At 75.0% G+C, this 16,035-nt stretch carries 14 protein-coding genes; 6 read left to right on the forward strand and 8 right to left on the reverse strand.

Annotation, left to right across the window (positions count from 1 at the left end):
- Nucleotides 1-1,254 (reverse strand): arginine deiminase, encoded by a 1,254-nt coding sequence (locus tag ACA361_RS08920; RefSeq protein WP_375011346.1) that lies wholly within the window; start codon nucleotides 1,252-1,254, stop codon nucleotides 1-3.
- Nucleotides 1,255-1,372: 118 nt separating this feature from the next.
- Between ACA361_RS08920 and ACA361_RS08925 the strand changes: the two genes are divergently transcribed.
- On the forward strand, nucleotides 1,373-2,824 hold the full coding sequence (locus ACA361_RS08925; protein ID WP_375011347.1) for a basic amino acid/polyamine antiporter: 1,452 nt from the start codon (nucleotides 1,373-1,375) through the stop codon (nucleotides 2,822-2,824).
- Here the strand turns inward: ACA361_RS08925 and ACA361_RS08930 are convergent.
- Nucleotides 2,814-3,908 (reverse strand): AI-2E family transporter, encoded by a 1,095-nt coding sequence (locus tag ACA361_RS08930; RefSeq protein WP_375011348.1) that lies wholly within the window; start codon nucleotides 3,906-3,908, stop codon nucleotides 2,814-2,816. The genes ACA361_RS08925 and ACA361_RS08930 overlap by 11 nt on opposite strands.
- Before the next feature lie 52 nt (nucleotides 3,909-3,960).
- Complete coding sequence (locus tag ACA361_RS08935) at nucleotides 3,961-7,284, reverse strand: DUF4132 domain-containing protein (RefSeq protein ID WP_375011349.1); 3,324 nt, start codon at nucleotides 7,282-7,284, stop codon at nucleotides 3,961-3,963.
- 125 nt (nucleotides 7,285-7,409) lie between these two features.
- Here ACA361_RS08935 and ACA361_RS08940 point away from each other — a divergent pair, with 125 nt between their 5' ends.
- Nucleotides 7,410-7,739 (forward strand): DUF2795 domain-containing protein, encoded by a 330-nt coding sequence (locus ACA361_RS08940; RefSeq protein ID WP_375011350.1) that lies wholly within the window; start codon nucleotides 7,410-7,412, stop codon nucleotides 7,737-7,739.
- A 120-nt stretch (nucleotides 7,740-7,859) separates the two neighbouring features.
- Entirely contained in the window at nucleotides 7,860-9,164 is a 1,305-nt protein-coding gene (locus ACA361_RS08945; RefSeq protein ID WP_375011351.1) for a cytochrome P450, read from the forward strand.
- A gap of 19 nt (nucleotides 9,165-9,183) precedes the next feature.
- Here the strand turns inward: ACA361_RS08945 and ACA361_RS08950 are convergent, their stop codons facing one another.
- Both ACA361_RS08950 and ACA361_RS08955 read right to left on the reverse strand, forming a co-directional pair.
- On the reverse strand, nucleotides 9,184-9,642 hold the full coding sequence (locus tag ACA361_RS08950) for a hypothetical protein (RefSeq protein WP_375011352.1): 459 nt from the start codon (nucleotides 9,640-9,642) through the stop codon (nucleotides 9,184-9,186).
- 11 nt (nucleotides 9,643-9,653) lie between these two features.
- Nucleotides 9,654-10,664, reverse strand: a complete 1,011-nt coding sequence (locus ACA361_RS08955) for a DUF6745 domain-containing protein (RefSeq protein WP_375011353.1) — start codon at nucleotides 10,662-10,664, stop codon at nucleotides 9,654-9,656.
- Between the two features lie 222 nt (nucleotides 10,665-10,886).
- On the opposite strand from ACA361_RS08955, the gene ACA361_RS08960 reads away from it, so the two are divergent.
- On the forward strand, nucleotides 10,887-11,495 hold the full coding sequence (locus ACA361_RS08960; protein ID WP_375011354.1) for a hypothetical protein: 609 nt from the start codon (nucleotides 10,887-10,889) through the stop codon (nucleotides 11,493-11,495).
- Here ACA361_RS08960 and ACA361_RS08965 read toward each other — a convergent pair.
- Nucleotides 11,428-12,252: a nitroreductase/quinone reductase family protein gene (locus ACA361_RS08965; protein WP_375011355.1), complete on the reverse strand. Its 825-nt coding sequence runs from the start codon at nucleotides 12,250-12,252 to the stop codon at nucleotides 11,428-11,430. The genes ACA361_RS08960 and ACA361_RS08965 overlap by 68 nt on opposite strands.
- Before the next feature lie 230 nt (nucleotides 12,253-12,482).
- Between ACA361_RS08965 and ACA361_RS08970 the strand changes: the two genes are divergently transcribed.
- Nucleotides 12,483-13,394, forward strand: a complete 912-nt coding sequence (locus ACA361_RS08970) for an alpha/beta hydrolase (protein WP_375011356.1) — start codon at nucleotides 12,483-12,485, stop codon at nucleotides 13,392-13,394.
- Nucleotides 13,395-13,404: 10 nt separating this feature from the next.
- Here ACA361_RS08970 and ACA361_RS08975 read toward each other — a convergent pair whose 3' ends face one another.
- A complete protein-coding gene (locus ACA361_RS08975) occupies nucleotides 13,405-14,820 on the reverse strand; it encodes a cytochrome P450 (RefSeq protein ID WP_375011357.1) in 1,416 nt (471 codons plus the stop codon).
- A 254-nt stretch (nucleotides 14,821-15,074) separates the two neighbouring features.
- Between ACA361_RS08975 and ACA361_RS08980 the strand changes: the two genes are divergently transcribed.
- Entirely contained in the window at nucleotides 15,075-15,242 is a 168-nt protein-coding gene (locus ACA361_RS08980; protein WP_375011358.1) for a hypothetical protein, read from the forward strand.
- Here the strand turns inward: ACA361_RS08980 and ACA361_RS08985 are convergent.
- Nucleotides 15,212-16,015 carry an SAM-dependent methyltransferase gene (locus tag ACA361_RS08985; protein ID WP_375011359.1) on the reverse strand — a complete coding sequence of 268 codons (804 nt, stop codon included), beginning with the start codon at nucleotides 16,013-16,015 and terminating at the stop codon, nucleotides 15,212-15,214. The genes ACA361_RS08980 and ACA361_RS08985 overlap by 31 nt on opposite strands.
- Nucleotides 16,016-16,035: the final 20 nt, after the last annotated feature.

The following is a 16,035-nucleotide window of genomic DNA, read 5'->3' on the forward strand; positions in this document are numbered from 1 at the left end:
TCAGGCGGGGTCGCGGCGGACGGGGCAGGTCATGCAGTGCGCCCCGCCGCGCCCCTTGCCGAGCTCGAAGCCCTCGATCTCGATCACCTCGACGCCGTGGTCGCGGAGCTTGCGGTTGGTGTACTGGTTCTTGTGGTACCCGATCACCACGCCGGGTTCGAGGGCGAAGAAGTTGCTGCCCGAGTCCCACTGCTCCCGCGCCTGCTGGTAGTCGTCGCCCCCGGTCGGGATGATCTCCAGCCGGGAGAGGCCGAGCGCCTCCTCCAGCGCGGTGACGAAGTCGCGGTCGCGGTGGACGGTGAGCGTGCCCTCCTTGTCGCCGGGCCGCAGCGAGTGGCTGACCGCGCCGTCCAGGAACGGGGTGTACGCCGTGGCCTTGGCGACGTCCACGAACGTGAAGACGGTGTCCAGGTGCATGTAGGTGCGCTGCTTGGGGACGTCCACCGCGATCACGCGCTCGGCGGCCCCGGCGGCGAACAGCGACAGCGCCAGATGCTCGATCGTCCGCGGGTTGGTGCGCTCGCTGATGCCGACGGCGACGGCCCGGCCGCCGATCGGCATCATGTCGCCGCCCTCCATCGCGGCGCTCCCGTAGTCCTCCTCGTCGAACCGCCCGTCCTCCCCGGCGTAGGGGTACCAGCGGGGGAAGCCGCGGCCGGCGAACCTCGGGTGGTGGTCGTAGATCGTGCGCTGGTTCATCGTCTCGAGCCGGCGCACGTGCCAGAACATCGGGTTGAGGCAGACGCCCTCGTACAGCCAGGCCGCCGGGTCGCGCTGGTAGAGGGAGTTCGGCAGCGGCGGCAGGACGTACCGGCGCGGGTCGGTGCAGGCCGCGACCAGCGACCGCTCCTCCAGGCCGACGATGCCGAACTCCTCCTTGGTCAGGCCGCCGACGAGGTGCGTGGCCAGCCGATCGCCGTCCCAGGCCGACAGGGCGTCCCGGACGCCGTCGACCAGCGCCGGCCCCACGGTCAGGTGCGTGACGACCCGCTCGATCGCGCGGCGCTTGACGTCGGGGCCGGTGTCGAGCGCCTCGGCCAGCAGCTCGTGGTGGTGCAGGACCTCGATCCCGCGCTCGCGCATGACCTGCACGAACGTGTCGTGCTCCCGCTGCGCGTGGTCCACCCAGAGGATGTCGTCGAAGAGCAGCTCGTCGTTGTTGAAGGGGGTCAGGCGCTTCAGGCTCAGGTCCGGCCGGTGCACGATCACCGTGCGGAGGCGGCCGACCTCCGAGTGCACGCCGAGGTCCGTCATGGTGGGGATCTGCCCGGCGCGCCCGCGGCGCATTGCCGGGCCGGCACAAAGATCGGCGGACCGTTTCCGTACCCGATCATGAATCTGCGCGGCGGCGCGCGCGGGTATGCCCGGCCCGATGACCACCACCACCGAGAAGACGGGCGCGCCCAAGGCGGCCTCGAAGCTGCGGCTGCCCGCCCTGACCGCGATGGTCGTCGGCTCCATGGTCGGCGCGGGCGTGTTCTCGCTGCCCGCGAACTTCGGGCAGGCGACCGGCGTGTACGGCGCCGCCATCGCCTGGATCATCGCCGGGACCGGCATGCTGACGCTGGCGCTGGTCTTCCAGTTGCTGGCCGTCCGCAAGCCCGATCTGGACGCGGGCGTGTACGCCTACGCCAAGGCCGGGTTCGGCGAGTTCCCCGGCTTCTTCTCGGCGTTCGGGTACTGGGCCAGCGCGTGCGTCGGGAACGTCAGCTACTGGGTGCTGATCAAGTCCACGTTCGGGCTGCTCTTCCCGGCCCTCGGCGAGGGCGACACGCTGCTCGCGGTCGTGCTGTCGGCCGCCGGGGTCTGGGCGTTCCACCTGCTGATCGCGCGGGGCGTCGGCGAGGCGGCGTTCGTCAACCAGATCGTGACGGTGGCGAAGCTCGTCCCGATCGCGCTGTTCGTCGTGATCCTCGCCGTCACGCTGCGGTCGCCGGTGTTCGGTGACAACCTGTGGGGCGGCGATCGGTCGTTCGGCGGGCTGTTCGACGAGGTGCGGGCGACGATGCTGGTCACCGTGTTCGTGTTCCTGGGCGTGGAGGGCGCCAGCGTCTACTCCCGGTACGCGCGCCGCCGCCGCGACGTGGGGCGGGCGACCGTGCTCGGGTTCCTCGGGGTGCTGGCGCTGTTCGCGTCGGTCACGCTGCTGTCGTACGGGGCTCTCGGCAAGGCCGAGCTGGGTGAACTCCAGCAGCCCTCGATGGCCGGCGTGCTCGAATCGGCCGTCGGCCCGTGGGGCGCCCGGTTCATCGGCGCGGGGCTGATCGTCTCGGTGCTGGGCGCGTACCTGTCGTGGACGCTCATGGCGGCCGAGGTGCTGTTCGTCGCCGCCAGGGACGCTGACATGCCCGCCTTCCTGCGCCGCACGAACGGGCGGGACGCCCCGATCGCGGCGCTGGTCATGACCAGCTCCCTCGTCACCGCCGTCCTGCTGGTCACGCTGTTCTCCGAGGACGCGTTCACGTTCGCGCTGAAGCTGTGCAGCGCGCTGTCGCTGGTGCCGTACCTGCTGGCCGCCGGGTACGCCCTCAAGCTCACCGCGAGCGGGGAGACCTACGACCGCGCTCCCGGGGGGCGGCGGAAGGAGACGGTGATCGCCGCGGTGGCCGTCCTCTACACCGCGTTCCTCATCGTCGCCGCCGGGCTGGAGTTCCTGCTGATCTCCTGCATCATCTACGCGCCCGGAACGGTGCTGTTCGTGCTGACCCGCCGCGAGCGCGGCCGGCGCGCCTTCACCGTTCCCGAGGCGGCGCTGTTCGCGCTGGTCGCGGTGGCGGGGGTCGCGGCGGTGGCCTGCCTGGCCACCGGCGCCATCACGATCTGACGGGCTCGGGTCCGGGCTCCCGTTCCGGCTCGGGTCCGGGGCCCGCACGGTCGCCGCGCAGCACCATCGCGACGCGGTAGCCGACGGCCGTGATGGGGACGGCGACGATGGCGCCCGCGATCCCGGCCAGCAGCGTCCCGGCCGTCACCGCCACCAGGATCACCGCGGGGTGCAGGTTCAGCGCCCGGCCCATGATCAGCGGTTGCAGCAGGTTGCCCTCCGCCTGCTGGACGATGATCACCGCGGCCAGCACCAGCAGGGCGTCGGTCACCCCGTTGCTCACGAACGCGATCAGCACGGCCGCCGCGCCCGCCACGGTCGCGCCGACGATCGGGACGAACGCGGCGATGAACGTCAGGAGGGCGAGGGGCAGCGCCAGCGGCACGCCGATCACCAGGAGGGCGATCCCGATGCCGACGGCGTCCACCGCCGCGACCAGCACGGTCCCGCGGATGTAGGCGACGAGGGCCTCCCACCCGGCGCGGGCGGCGCCGTCGACGCGCTCGCGGGACCGCCGCGGGATCATGCTCAGCGCCCAGCGCCACATGCCGGGGCCGTCCTTGAGCACGAAGAAGAGCAGCACCAGGGCGATCACGATGGACGCCACGGTCTGGGTGGCGGCCCCCGCCCCGGCGGCGGGATCGGGCGCGGCCTTGACCAGCGCGTTCTGCAGCGTGTCGGTGATCGAGTCGAGCTGCCTGGAGTTGATCGGGAACGGGCCGTTCAGGAGCAGGTCGCGGACCTTGTCCAGGCCCTCCTCCAGCCCCTTGCGCAGGTGCGGCCACTGGCGGACGGTCTGGTTGCCGATCAGCGCGATCGGCACCGCGATGATGGCCAGCAGCGCGAGGACCCCGAGCAGCGCGGCCAGCCACGCCGGGAACCGCACCGCCCGCAGCCGCCGCGGGATCGGCTCGACCAGCGCGGCCATCAGCAGCGTCGCCACCAGCGCGAGCGTGAGCGGCGCCAGGTGGACCAGCAGCCACAGCACCAGCCCGCCCGCCGCCGTCAGCACCAGCAGGCACGCGGCGATCAGCGCCGCCCGCTGCAGCCCGGGTGGCGGCACCTTCCTGTCACGGGAGTCCATCACCGCCGCGTTACCCCGGGTGGCCTGCGTTAACCAGGAGCCCGCGATGCGGTCAGCCCTCCTGCCCGGTCACCTCGGCCAGGTCGGCCAGCATCTCGGACGCGTCGACGGGATGCAGGTCGCCGGCGCCGGTGAACCGGACGCTCTCCAGCGTGTGCTCGTCGGAGAAGCCCGGATTCCCGACGACCAGGCCCGGGCTCAGCGCGATGCCGACGCTGCCGCCGCCGGGCAGGGCGCGGGAGATCGACATCTGCACGCCGGCGTCCTGCGGCGCCTCCGGCTCCCAGCCACGCCGCTTCATCGCCAGGATCCGGCCGGCCGGAACGCTGACGCCCTCGAAGCGCGCCAGATGGCCGGCGCGCTCCTCGGCGGCCGGCTCGTACACGCCCCGGGCGATCTGGGGGAACGGCTGGAGGATCTCGTAGTCGGCGAACAGCTCCGCCCAGGCGGCCGGCTCGTCCCCGAGGTGGAGCGGGTGGGGGATGCGGACGGCGGCGGAGTCCGGGAGGGCGAGGGCGTCGTCGTTCACGTCGGCGAACGTGCCGTCCTCGGCGATCCGGAACGCGGTCGCCGAGCCGCCCGCGCCGTCCGTCTCGCCGAAGCCGCCCGGCGCGTACTGCCACACCAGGCGCCGGGCGATGTGCCGGACGAGGGGATGGTCCGCGAACAGCCGCCGGAAGTCGGCGGCCGGCCAGGTGCGGCGCCCGACCATGGCCTGCTCCAGCCGCACGATCTGGTCGGCGGCGACCGCGCGGGCGTCCTTCTTGAGCGCCGCGAACCTCTTGTACGCGGCGTCGGCGAGCGCGGCGTCGTCCTTGGCGCCCGGCCTGGGGAGGCTCTTGCGGCGCCTGCCGTCCCCGTCCAGGACGTACGGCCTGAGCCGCTCGTCGAACCCGACGGTGAAGCGGCGCGGCCCGTAGTCCAGGGCCAGCGACCCGGCGGCGTCCAGCCCGAGATCGGGCACCAGCCGGTCGGCGAGCTGCTCGGGCGACAGGCCGCGCAGGCCGGCGACCTCGCGGATCCTCTCCTGCGCGCGGGCGCGCACCTTCGCGAACCGCACCTTGCGCGCGATGCCGTCCAGATGCGTCAGCGCCAGGTCGGTGCCGATCCCGGCGAGCGCGTCCACTCCGGCGGCCGCCTTCTTGTGCCCGCTCCGCAACGGCCAGGCGCGGATCAGCGGGACGAGCCGGCGGGCGGCCTCGTCGTCGCCGAGCCGGCCGAGCTGCGCCAGCGCCCAGCCGTCGCGGGGCGGCGCCCCGGCCGCCTGCCATCGCTCGAACAGCTCCCAGGAGAACGCGGCCAGCGAGGCGCGGTCGCACGCCTCCTCGGCGGCGCCGATCCCGGCGTACCACTCCCCCGGGCCGGACATGGCGAGCATCGTGACCAGGTGGCCGGTGGCGGCGGCGGGCAGGGCCCGGCCGCCGCCGCGCAGCGCGATCTGCGGCAGCAGCGCGGGATCGGCCCAGGCCGGGGGCTTGGGCACGCGCGCCGGGACCAGTTCCAGCGGATCGGTCTCCAGCAGCGTCTCGACGGCCGCCGCGGCCTCGGGACCGTACACCCGCGCCGCTCCGGCGACCTCGTCCGCGCCGAGCGTCCCGGCCAGGTGGAGGAGGGCGGACTCGGCGTCCCCGCGCGTCCGGCCGGGCTCGCCCAGCGCCGCCGGAACGAGCAGGACGGCGGCGGCGAGCCGGTGCCGAGCGAACCACTCGACCGCCACGGGCCTGACCGCCCTGAACCGGGCGAGCCGGGCGGCCATGACCAGCGCCACCCGTGCGTCCCGGAACGGCAGCAGCGGATCGTGGCGCATCGGCCGGGCGTGCGCGGAACGGAGCAGCAGCGGCAGCACGTCCAGCTCGAAGCGGGCGGCGAGTCGCGGCAGCCACGTCTCCGCGCCCCAGCGGGCCGGCGGGCGCCAGTCGGCCGCGATCGGACGCATCACCTCCTCGGGCCCGAAGACCATCGCCGCCGGGTGGATGTGGCGGCGTCCCGCCCGATGGTCGGCGGCGGCCTTCGCCCAGTCGGAGCCCTCCTCTGCGACATGCCGGAAAGGCTCGGCGGATGCGCTCCACCGCTCGCGCTCCCCGGCGAGCCACACCACCGAGGGGGCCAGGGCGGGCACCAGGTCCGCGATCACCGGTGGCCGCGCCTTGCGGCGCGCGCGGGTCCACGGCGGCTCCGCCAGGACCCGCGGGACGGCGCTCGCGGGGGCGTCCGGGAGGCGGGCGGGCGAGCGCAGCGCCTCCTCGACGGCCGCCCGGCTCGCCGCGGGCAGGCCGGGCAGCTCGGCCGCCACCAGGTCGGGCCGGGTGGCGGCATGGGAGCGCAGCAGTCCGGCGGCGGCCGCGGCCGCCTTGCCCCGGCCTGCCGCCGCCGCGCCGAGCACGCGCAGCGCCCGCACGGGGAAGCGCTCGGCCGCCGCGCTCACCACCGGCTCCACGTCCTTCTGGCCGAGCCTCTCCACCAGCAGCCCGAACGCCTCGTCCGTGGGCAGCATGCCGAGCAGTTTCAGGGCGTCGCGGCGCGCCGCCGCGCGCACGCGGTCGCCGTCGGCGAACTCCGCCACCACCGGCGCGACCGCCGGCCCGATGCCCTCGGCCATCGTGGCGAGCACGCCGGGGTGGTGCCCGTTCCAGGCCAGGTCGGCGACGGCGCCGAGGCGGTCGAGCTGCGAGAGGCCGGTCAGCGAGCACAGGATCTGCCAGATGTACCACTGGTCGGCGGGAGGCGCGGCGCAGCATTCGTCGACCCAGTCCGTGCGGGTCGGCAGCAGGTAGGAGACACGGGCGCGTTCCTCCGGCGTCCGGCGCAGGGCGGCGAGGCGCTCCTCGGTCTCGCGGTAGTCCCGGTCATCGGCCGCGGCGAGGAGGTCGCGCAGGCGGCGCAGCACGTGGTGGCCGTACCACCAGGCGTGGTGAACGGCCGAGGCCGGGACGAGGCCGATCGAGGGCGGGCCGCCCATCTCGGGCTTCCGGGCCGGAGGCCACCGGAGATGGAGCCGGGGCATCTCCAGGGCGGCGCAGACGGCCGTGGGCAGGCCGTGTTCGACGATCAGCCCGTCGAACACGTCGTCGTGGCGGCCGCCGTGGTCGTGGGTCCAGCCGTCGAACCTGAACCAGATCAGGCACGTCGCGACGGCCGCGGCGCCGAGTGGCTCGTCCTCCCCGGCCAGGTGACGGCGGGCGCGGGCGGCCGGCGCCGGGTCGCTGTCCGGGTGGCCGAGGACGCCGTCGAGCCAGGGAGCGGCGTGCTCGCGCGCGGCGCGCAGGGCCTCGGGGACGGCGGCGGGAACGGTGACCGGCACTTCCAGGCCGCCGCGCCGCGCGTGCAGCGAGCGCCGCCTCCACCGCTTCGGAGGATCGAACGCGTCTTCGTCCATGGCGCCCCACGGTAGGAAGCCCCTCCGACATTTGCGGGACGCGGGCGTTCCCTTTACGGCCCGCCGGACGGGGCCGGGTACGGGTGGTCCGTGGGGAACGCCGAGACCGAGGGGGTCGAGCACCGATGAGGATCCGCGACACCGGCCAGATCGAGGAGCTGCTGGGGGATCTCGACTTCCCCGCGTCCAAGCAGGAGATCGTCGAGCACGCCCACCGGGACGGTGCCGGCACCGACGCCGAACGGGCGCTCGCCGGGCTGCCGCTCGGCGACTACGACAACCTGCAGCAGGTGCTGCGGTCGGTGGACGTCGATCCCGATCCCGGGCGGAGCCCCGCCGAGCGGGACTACCAGCGGACCCATCACAACAAGCCGGGGCTGGCCGAGCACATGCGCGAGACCGAGCGGCCGCCGATCGAGGAGGAGCTGCGCCGCGACCGCCGCGAGGGGTTCTGAGGGGCGCCGCCCGGGGTCACTTGTGGGTTCCGTCACTGTCAGCGACATGTCCGTCCACGGAACGCGTTCGGTCAACTACGCTCCGTGAGAGTCGAGTGACAGCCAGAGAACGGAACCGGCATGACCACGAGCGGTATCCCCACCGCGCCCGGGGCGCTCCCCCTCGTCGGCCACGCGCCGCGCATGCTGCGCGATCCACTGCGCTTCGTCGCCGGGCTCGCCGCCCACGGCGACCTCGTCCAGGTCCGGCCGGGCACGTCCCGCGTGGTCGTGGTCTGCCGCCCCGACCTGGTCCGCGAGGTGCTGCTGGACGACGGCCGCTTCGTTCCGGGCGGCCGCCCGCACGCCGGGCCGGGCGCCGCCGGGCCGGCCTTCGACGCGTCCCGGATGCCCGGCTACGCGGCCGTGATGACCGAGCACGTCGAGCGCGTCACCGGCCGCTGGAAGGACGGGCGGATCGTCGACGTGGCGGCCGAGGCGCGGGACATCGCGGCCGGTGCCGCGTTCGGCGCCGTCGTGTCCGGGGGCGCCTCGCGGGCGGCGGCCCGGCGCTGCGTCCGGGACGCCCGCATGGTCCTGGACGGCGCGTACCGCCGCACGTTCCCGCCCGTGCCGCCGGTCCGGCCGCCCACCCCTGGCGGCGTCCGCCGCGCCGCCGCGCACCGCCGGCTGCGGCAGGCCGTGAAGGGGTTCACCGACGCCTACCGGGCCGAGGGCGCCGACCGCGGCGACCTGCTGTCGGTGCTCGCGGGCGTCCATGACGGCGGCGAGAACGAGGCGCCCCGCACGGACGGCGAGATCGCCGACCAGGCGCTCGCGTTCTTCGGCGCGGGCTGGGGCACCACCGCCGGCACGCTGGCCTGGGCGCTGCACCTGCTGGCCGGGCGGCCCGACGTCCAGCGGCGGCTGCATCTGGAGGCCGACGCCGTGCTGGACGGCGGCGGCGCCGCGTTCGAGCACCTGCCGCACCTGGAGGTGACCGGGCGGATCGTCACCGAGACGCTGCGCATGTACCCGCCGCTGTGGCTGCTGACCCGGACGGTGAGCGCGGACACCGAGCTGGGCGGCCACCTCCTGCGCGCCGGCACCGACCTGGTGTGCAGCCCCTACCTGGTCCATCGCCGGGAGGACCTGTACCCCGACCCCGGCCGCTTCGACCCCGACCGGTGGACGGCGGACCGGGAGCGGCCGGGCGACGCCTACCTGGCGTTCGGCGCCGGGTCCCGCAGGTGCGCGGGCGACGCGTTCGCCGTGACCGCGACGACGCTCGCGCTGGCCTCCATCGCCGCCCGCTGGCGGCTGCTGCCGGTCCGGGGCGGGACGCCGCGGGCGCGGGCGGCGGGGACGATCAGCCCGGAAGGGCTGCGGATGCGCACGATGTCCCGCGCGGCGGTGCCCTCCCGGACGCGGGAGGGCACCGCCTGAGGCGGGCCGGCCGGTGGTGTCAGTCGGCGACGAGGCGGGCGCGGCGGCCGTCGCGCTCGCGCTGGCGGCGGACGACGTAGCGGCCGGGGGTGACGCCGCTGGCGCCGTGCTCGGGATGCAGGAGGTAGGCGACGGCGGTGTTCTCGAAGACGCCGATGGCCAGGCCGTCGGCGTCCCGGATGTTCCGCGTCCAGCGGCAGGTGCCCCGGTCGGCGACCAGCGTGTGCGGGTTGGCGCCCGATTCGCCGCGCAGCAGCTCGATGCCGTCGGGCGGCACCTCCGCCCAGCCGCCGGCGCCGAGCGGGCCGGCCCCGGGGTAGATCGTGATCATCGGTTCGATCATGGCGAGCGGGATGACGATGAGGTCGCCCTGGGCCTGGAGGCCGTCGACTACGGGGATGCTCAGCGAGAGGTCGAGGTGGTCGAGGACGTCCATGCGGGTCTGCCACACGAGCGTCTCGAGGGTCATGTCGGTCATGGTGATCACCTTCAGGTTCGGCGGACGAGGCGGGAGTACTGCTCGGCGGACAGCCCGTAGGTCCAGCCGGCGGCGGCGACCGGGTCGCTCAGATGGCCCGGTACGGTCAGCCCGTACCGGCGGCGCGTCCCGTCGCGCTCGACGGAGCCGTTCACCGCGAGGAGCACCCGGGTGTCCCGGCGCAGGTCGTACAGGCGCAGCTCGGAGCCCGGGTTGCCGGGGTCGGGGGCGGTGCCGAGGAGCCGGAGCCCGGCCCGGTCGATGTAGGCGCCCCAGCCGATGCGCTCGATCGCGCAGCGGCGGACCTCGACGTTGCCCTCGCGTTCGATCCGCCAGGGGGCCGGATCGTCGATCACCCAGGCCGGGATCCGGGCGCCGTGCCAGGCGTGCACGTCGAAGCCGTCGGCGAACCGCATCGCCGGGCCGTCCGCGGCGTGCAGCCGGAGCGCGCGGCCGTCCCATTCCTCGGTGTGCAGGGCGACGGGGTTCTCGGAGACGACGCACACGTCCTCGCGCGGCCACCACCAGCGGCAGGCGCGCGCCGCGCCGGCCCACAGGTCCAGCCGCCGGGCCTGGCCGGGCGTGAAGACGTCGCCGGCCATCCTGCGGCAGGCGTCGTAGCGCGCGATCCAGGCGGCGGAGAGCGTGGACGGCCAGTGCCGCGGCAGCGTCGAGCCGTGCGCCGCGCGGAGGGCCGTGCCCAGGGTGGCGTCCACGGTCGCCCGCAGCGGATCCATCGTGACGGTGACCGGCGTGTTCAGCCGGAACTGCCCGAGGAGCACCACGTCCAGTTCCGAGGACAGCCGTTGCGCGATGTCGCTGAAGCGGCGCGGCAGGGGCCACTCCGCCATGCGCTGCGCGGACTCGCCGGGCCTGAGGCGCGTACCGGGCGGAACGGTCTCGACGGCCGAGAGCGGTGACGGCACCCAGTGGAACCGGGGCGGATCGAGTCCGAGCAGTCCGTACAGCCCGGAGATGGCGGCCTCTGCGGCCGGACGGTCGGCGGGGCGCGTCGAGAGCACGCGGCCCTGCCATTCTTGACGGATGTCGGCAGCTTCCCGCTGCGTGCGCGCGCTCACCGGATCAGGGCGGCGCCGCCCCTTTCAAGGTCCATGCCGGGCATGGTGGCAGACCGTCCCGGCCGGTGTCCACCGGATTGATCTCCGGCAGGGGACCGAACGTACCGGTGCGGTGATGCGCGACCGCGACCGGAGCGTTACCGGGCGGACCGCACAGTGCGGTTCATGCGATCTCTGCGCCGGGTCATGGTCGTCGTGGCGGCGCGCCCGGCGGCCGGGCTGGCGGCGGCCGTGCTCGCGCTGACGCCGGGCGTGGTGCTGCTGGCGCTGTGGGCGGCGGGCCGCCGGATCTCGCCCCGGCCGCTGCTCGCGGCCGGGGCGGCGGGCGCGGCGGCCGTCGCCGGGCTGTCGTACGCCGACTCGCTGCGGCCGGCCGCCGCCCGCTCCCATCTCGGCGACTTCTGGCACCGGGCGCTCGGCGGCGGCGCGTGGCCGGTGCTGGAACGCAAGGCGGACTCGATGCTGAACTCGCTGGGCACCGCGTGGCTCACGCTGCCCGCCGCGCTCGCCCTGGTCCTGCTGATGGCCGTGCCGCTGCGCCGCGACGGCGTGCTCGGCGGCCTCTACCGGGACGCGCCCGCCCTGCGCGCCGCGCTGCTGGCCGTGCTGGTCACCGCCGCGGCCGGCTTCGCGGTGAACGACTCCGGCATCGCGGTCCCGGCGCTGGCGCTGCTGATCGCGGCGCCGCTCACCCTGGCCGCGGCGGTCAGCCGTTCAGTAGCGGGACGAGCTGCTCCTCCTCGTAGTCCAGGTGGGCCTCCAGCTCGGTGGTGAGCCGTTCCACCTCGGCGAGCAGGACGGCGCGGCCGGGGTCCGGCGCGGCGAGCAGCGCCCGCAGCTCGTCCAGGAGGCGCTTGACCGTGCGGTGCTCCTCGCGGAGCCGCGCCAGGGCGGGGGCGAGCTCGGGGACGGTCCGCTCGAAGTGCGGGAACACCCCGCCGTCCTCCATGGCGTGGTGGTGCTCCAGCCCCTGGCACAGCGTCAGGCAGTTGATCCGCAGCTGGGCGCCCAGGCCGGGCCCGGAGTCCGCGACCTCCTTGCGGACCAGCTCCAGTTCCCTGCGGAAAGCGTCGTGCACGGCCTTGAGCGCGTCGCCGGGCCGCCCCTGCGGAGGCCCGCCGTCGACGGCCTTGAGCGCCACCACCGGCAGGATCCGGGTGGTCTTGGCCTGGTACTCGGCCCAGCCGGGATCGGCCTCGGCCGCCCGGGCGAAGATCTCGTCGCGTTCGGCGCCTTCCAGGACGACCGCGTCCGCCTCGTAGGTGAAGGTGCCGTCCTCGACGGTGACGCGGGGGTTCGCGACCAGGTTGTGGTACCAGGCCGGATGCCTGGGCGCGCCCGCGGCGGAGGCGATGACGATGACGCGTGCGCCGCCGTCGGGGAGGTAGCCCAGCGGGGTGGTGTGCCGGGCGCCGGTCCGCGCTCCGGTGGTGGTCAGCAGGAGGAGCCGGCCGCCCTCGAAGGGCCCGCCGACGCGGCCCGCGTTCGCCCGGAACTCGTCGATGACGTGCTGGTTGAAATCGATCGGCAAAATGCGCTGCTCTCTTCTTCGTGGGATCGGGAACGTCTCAGGAAGAAGGAGCGGGCGGGCTTCTGGCCCGCCGGACGCTCACGCGCCGGCCGGGAACCTCTCTCGCTCTTGGCCCATGGCCGACCCGGCAGTCACGATCACGACCATAACCGGGGGCGACCCCGGCGGCAACCGCGGATCCGCGGCGCGCGGCCGCGGGCGGTAGGCTGCGGGGGGATTCGGGAGCCGAGGTGAGGAAGACGCGTCCGGGAACGGTGACCGGGGATGCCGCGCGCATCACCCGGGTGGACGAGGTGGACGCGCGCACCGTCGACCTGACGATCGCCTCGCCCGCGCTCGGCCGCGACGGCCACGCGCGGATCCTGCTGCCGGCCGTCCCGGTCCCCGGGGCGGACACGCCCGTCCTCCTGCTGCTGCACGGCTGCTGCGACATGATCCCCGGCTGGACGGCGTGGACGGCGAACACCGACGTCGCGGAGCTGACCGCCGGCACCGGCGTCATGGTCGTCATGCCCGAGGCGGGCACGCACGGCATGTACTCCGACTGGTGGAACCACGGCGCCGGCGGCCCGCCCGCGTGGGAGACGTTCCACCTGCGGGAGCTGCTGCCGCTGGTGGAACGGGAGTTCGGCGCGGGCGGCCGGCGCGCGGTGGCGGGCCTGTCCATGGGCGGCCTCGGCACGCTGGGGTACGCGGCGCGGCACCGGGACCTGTTCCGTTCGGCGGCCTCGTTCAGCGGCGTGCTCCACACCGTGCCGGGGGCCGACGTGCTGATGGAGATGGTGGCGGCGTTCGGCGGCGAGCCGCTCGCCCTGTGGGGCGACCCGGTGGAGCAGGCCGCGATCTGGCACGCGCACAGCCCGTACGAGCTGGCTCCGCGCCTGCGCGGCCTGCCCCTCTACATCGCCTCCGGCGACGGGACGCCGGGGCCGCTCGATCCGCCGGGCGCGGCCGACGACGCCCTTGAGGCCACGCTCGCCCTCGCGAACCGGGCGTTCGTCGAGCGGGCCGGGGAGCTGGGCCTCACCGTGACCGCCAACCTGTACGGGCCGGGCACGCACACCTGGCCGTACTGGGAGCGGGAGCTGCACCGGGCGTTCCCGATGCTCATGCGGTCGATCGGCGCGACCCGGGGGCGCTGAGCGCCGGGCGCTACCGCTGCCGGCGCAGGCTGCGCACGAACCGCCAGAGCGCGGAGCGCGGGGCCTCCTGCCGCTCCGGGGCGGGCGAGGCCGCCGCCGCGGCACCGGGCGTTCCAGACGGCCCGGAGGTTCCGGCCGGGCGGCCCCGCTCGGCCAGCTCGAACCGCACGGGCAGCGACCGCAGGCCGCGCATCAGCGGGGACGAGCGCCACGGGAGCTGGTCGGCCGGCAGGGTCGGCGCCAGGGCGCCGAACCGCTCGAAGAGCCGCTCGATGGCGATGGTGACGATCGTGGTGGCCAGCTCCCGGCCCAGGCAGTCGTGCGGGCCCGCGCCCCAGGCCAGGTGCGCGCGGGAGCTGAACATCGCGTCCGTGCTCCGCCCGCCGGCGAAGGCGGGGTCGGCGTGCGCGGCGGCGACCGACAGCATCACCGGCTCGCCGGCCGCGATCGTGACGTCGCCCAGCCGCACGTCGATCGACGGGCAGCGGAAGGTGAGGTTGGCCATCGGCGGGTTCACCATCGCGACCCGGTTCACCGTCTCCCGGATCATCCCGGCCGACAGGCTGGCCCGGACCTCGGGGTTGGCGGTGAGCACCTCGGCGATGGTGTTGCCGATCAGCACGCCGGTGTAGTCGCCGGTGACGCCCACGATCATCATCAGCTCGCGGGACATCTCGTCGACGGTCAGCCCCGGGTGCGCGGCGAGCAGGTACGAGGGCATGTCCTCCCGCGGGTGGGCCATCCGGGCGGCGCCCAGCTCCCCCAGCGCGGCCAGCAGCCGGTCGAGCGCGGCGGCGGAGTCGGGACCGGCGTCCAGCACCCGCCACATGTCCATGAGGACCTCGTCGCCGGCGTCGCCCTGCACGCCGAGCAGCTCACCCACCACCATCAGCGGCAGCGGCCGGGCGTACTGCGCGGACAGGTCGGCCCAGCCGGCCGGCCCGCCCTCGGCCATGACGTCGATCAGCTCGTCGGCGTACCGGGTGATGACCTCGCGCAGCCGGCGGGCCTGCGCGTGCGCGGCGTCCTGGTACGGCCTGAGCGCCTCGTGGTACGCGGCGCGCAGGTCGCGCAGCCGCCCGCCTTCCTGGAACACGATGTGGTCGACCGCGAGCGCGGGGCGCAGCGGCCAGTCCGCGGGCACCCGGCCCTCCGTCCACGCCGGCCAGTCCGCGAGCCGCTTGCTCCAGATGCCGCGCTGGTTGCGCAGCACCTCCAGCACCTCGGCGTAGCCGAGGGCCAGCCAGAACGGGACGCCGAGGACGTCGACGGGCGCGACGGGGCCGTACTTGGAGCGGAGCCGCTCGTACACCAGCGCCGGGCGGGAGTCGTAGTCCCGGGTGATCAGCGGTTCCAGGGTCCTCGTCTCCAGCGACCCGCCGGCGAACGCCGGGCCGGTCCCGGGGCTGGTCCGGTAGACGTCCAAGGCTCCCCCTCGCTCGACCGTGCGACCGCGCGCGGCGGCCGCGGGCATGCGTCACCCGCCTGACCGGCCCACGGTCGTTCTCTGTGATGAGGCCGTCACTCTAGCGAGTTTCGTGGAGGCATAAAAGAGATACCGGATACGCCGTAATGACGGTCCCGCGGGCGGTTTCGCCGCCGGACCCGGCATGCGTGTGATCGCCCGTTCCCCGGTGCGGCCGTTGACAGCCCGCCCCGCCGGATCCCAGCCTGTGGCAGGTGACGTACCAGAAGAGCGTGCTGCTGCTCGCCACCGTCATCATGCTCACGGTGGCCGCCGGGATCCTCGCGGCGGTCACCGTACGGGCGCCCCGGACGGTGACCACCGACCCGGTCCCGTACGGCGCCGCGGCCGCTCAGGCGCGCCCGACGCCCGCGAGCGTGTAGGTGCGCTCGGGGAAGGCGATCCGCTCGCCGTCCGGGTCCGGCCGCCACTGCGAGGTGTAGGTCAGGCCCGGCTCCACCAGCTCGAACGGCGCGACGATGCGCTCGATCTCGGCCCGGCCCCGCCCCCAGAACGGCCCGTCGGTCGGCCGGAACACCTCGCCGACCTCGCCGCCCGCCTCGGGCCGTGGCTCCTGGGTGATGTGGGTGAAGACCAGGTGGCCGCCCGGCAGCGCGCCGTGCAGCCGCTCGACCGCGGCGGCGGCCTCGCCGGTGTCCTCGATGAAGTGCAGCACCCGGTCCAGGATCACCGCCACCGGCCGGTCGAAGTCGATCAGCCGCCGGACCTCGGGGTCCGCGGTGACGGCGTCCGGCCGGCGCGGGTCGGCGCGGGCCACCAGCGTCCGGCCGGCGGTCCCGGTCAGCAGCGCCCGCGCGTGGGCGAGCACGACCGGGTCGCCGTCGGCGAACACCACCCGCGCGTCCGGGGCCAGCCCGGTCGCCACCTCGTGCACGCCGCCGCGCGTCGGCAGCTTCGTGCCGATGTCGATGAACTGCCGGACGCCCTCGCGGACGAGGTGGCGGACCGCGCGGCCGATGAACAGGTGGTTCTGCCGGGCGGCCATCCGCGACTCGGGGATGATCTTCAGCAGCTGCTCGGCGACCCTGCGGTCGGCCTCGTAGTTGTCCTTGCCGCCGAGCAGGTAGTCGTAGATGCGCGCCGTGTTGGGGGTGGTGAGGTCCACGCCCGAGGGCGCCCATTCCGCCGCGGCCATGGCACCTCCGGACTCGGCTC

It is taken from the genome of Actinomadura sp. 21ATH (genome assembly GCF_041951345.1).
Taxonomy (GTDB): domain Bacteria; phylum Actinomycetota; class Actinomycetes; order Streptosporangiales; family Streptosporangiaceae; genus Spirillospora.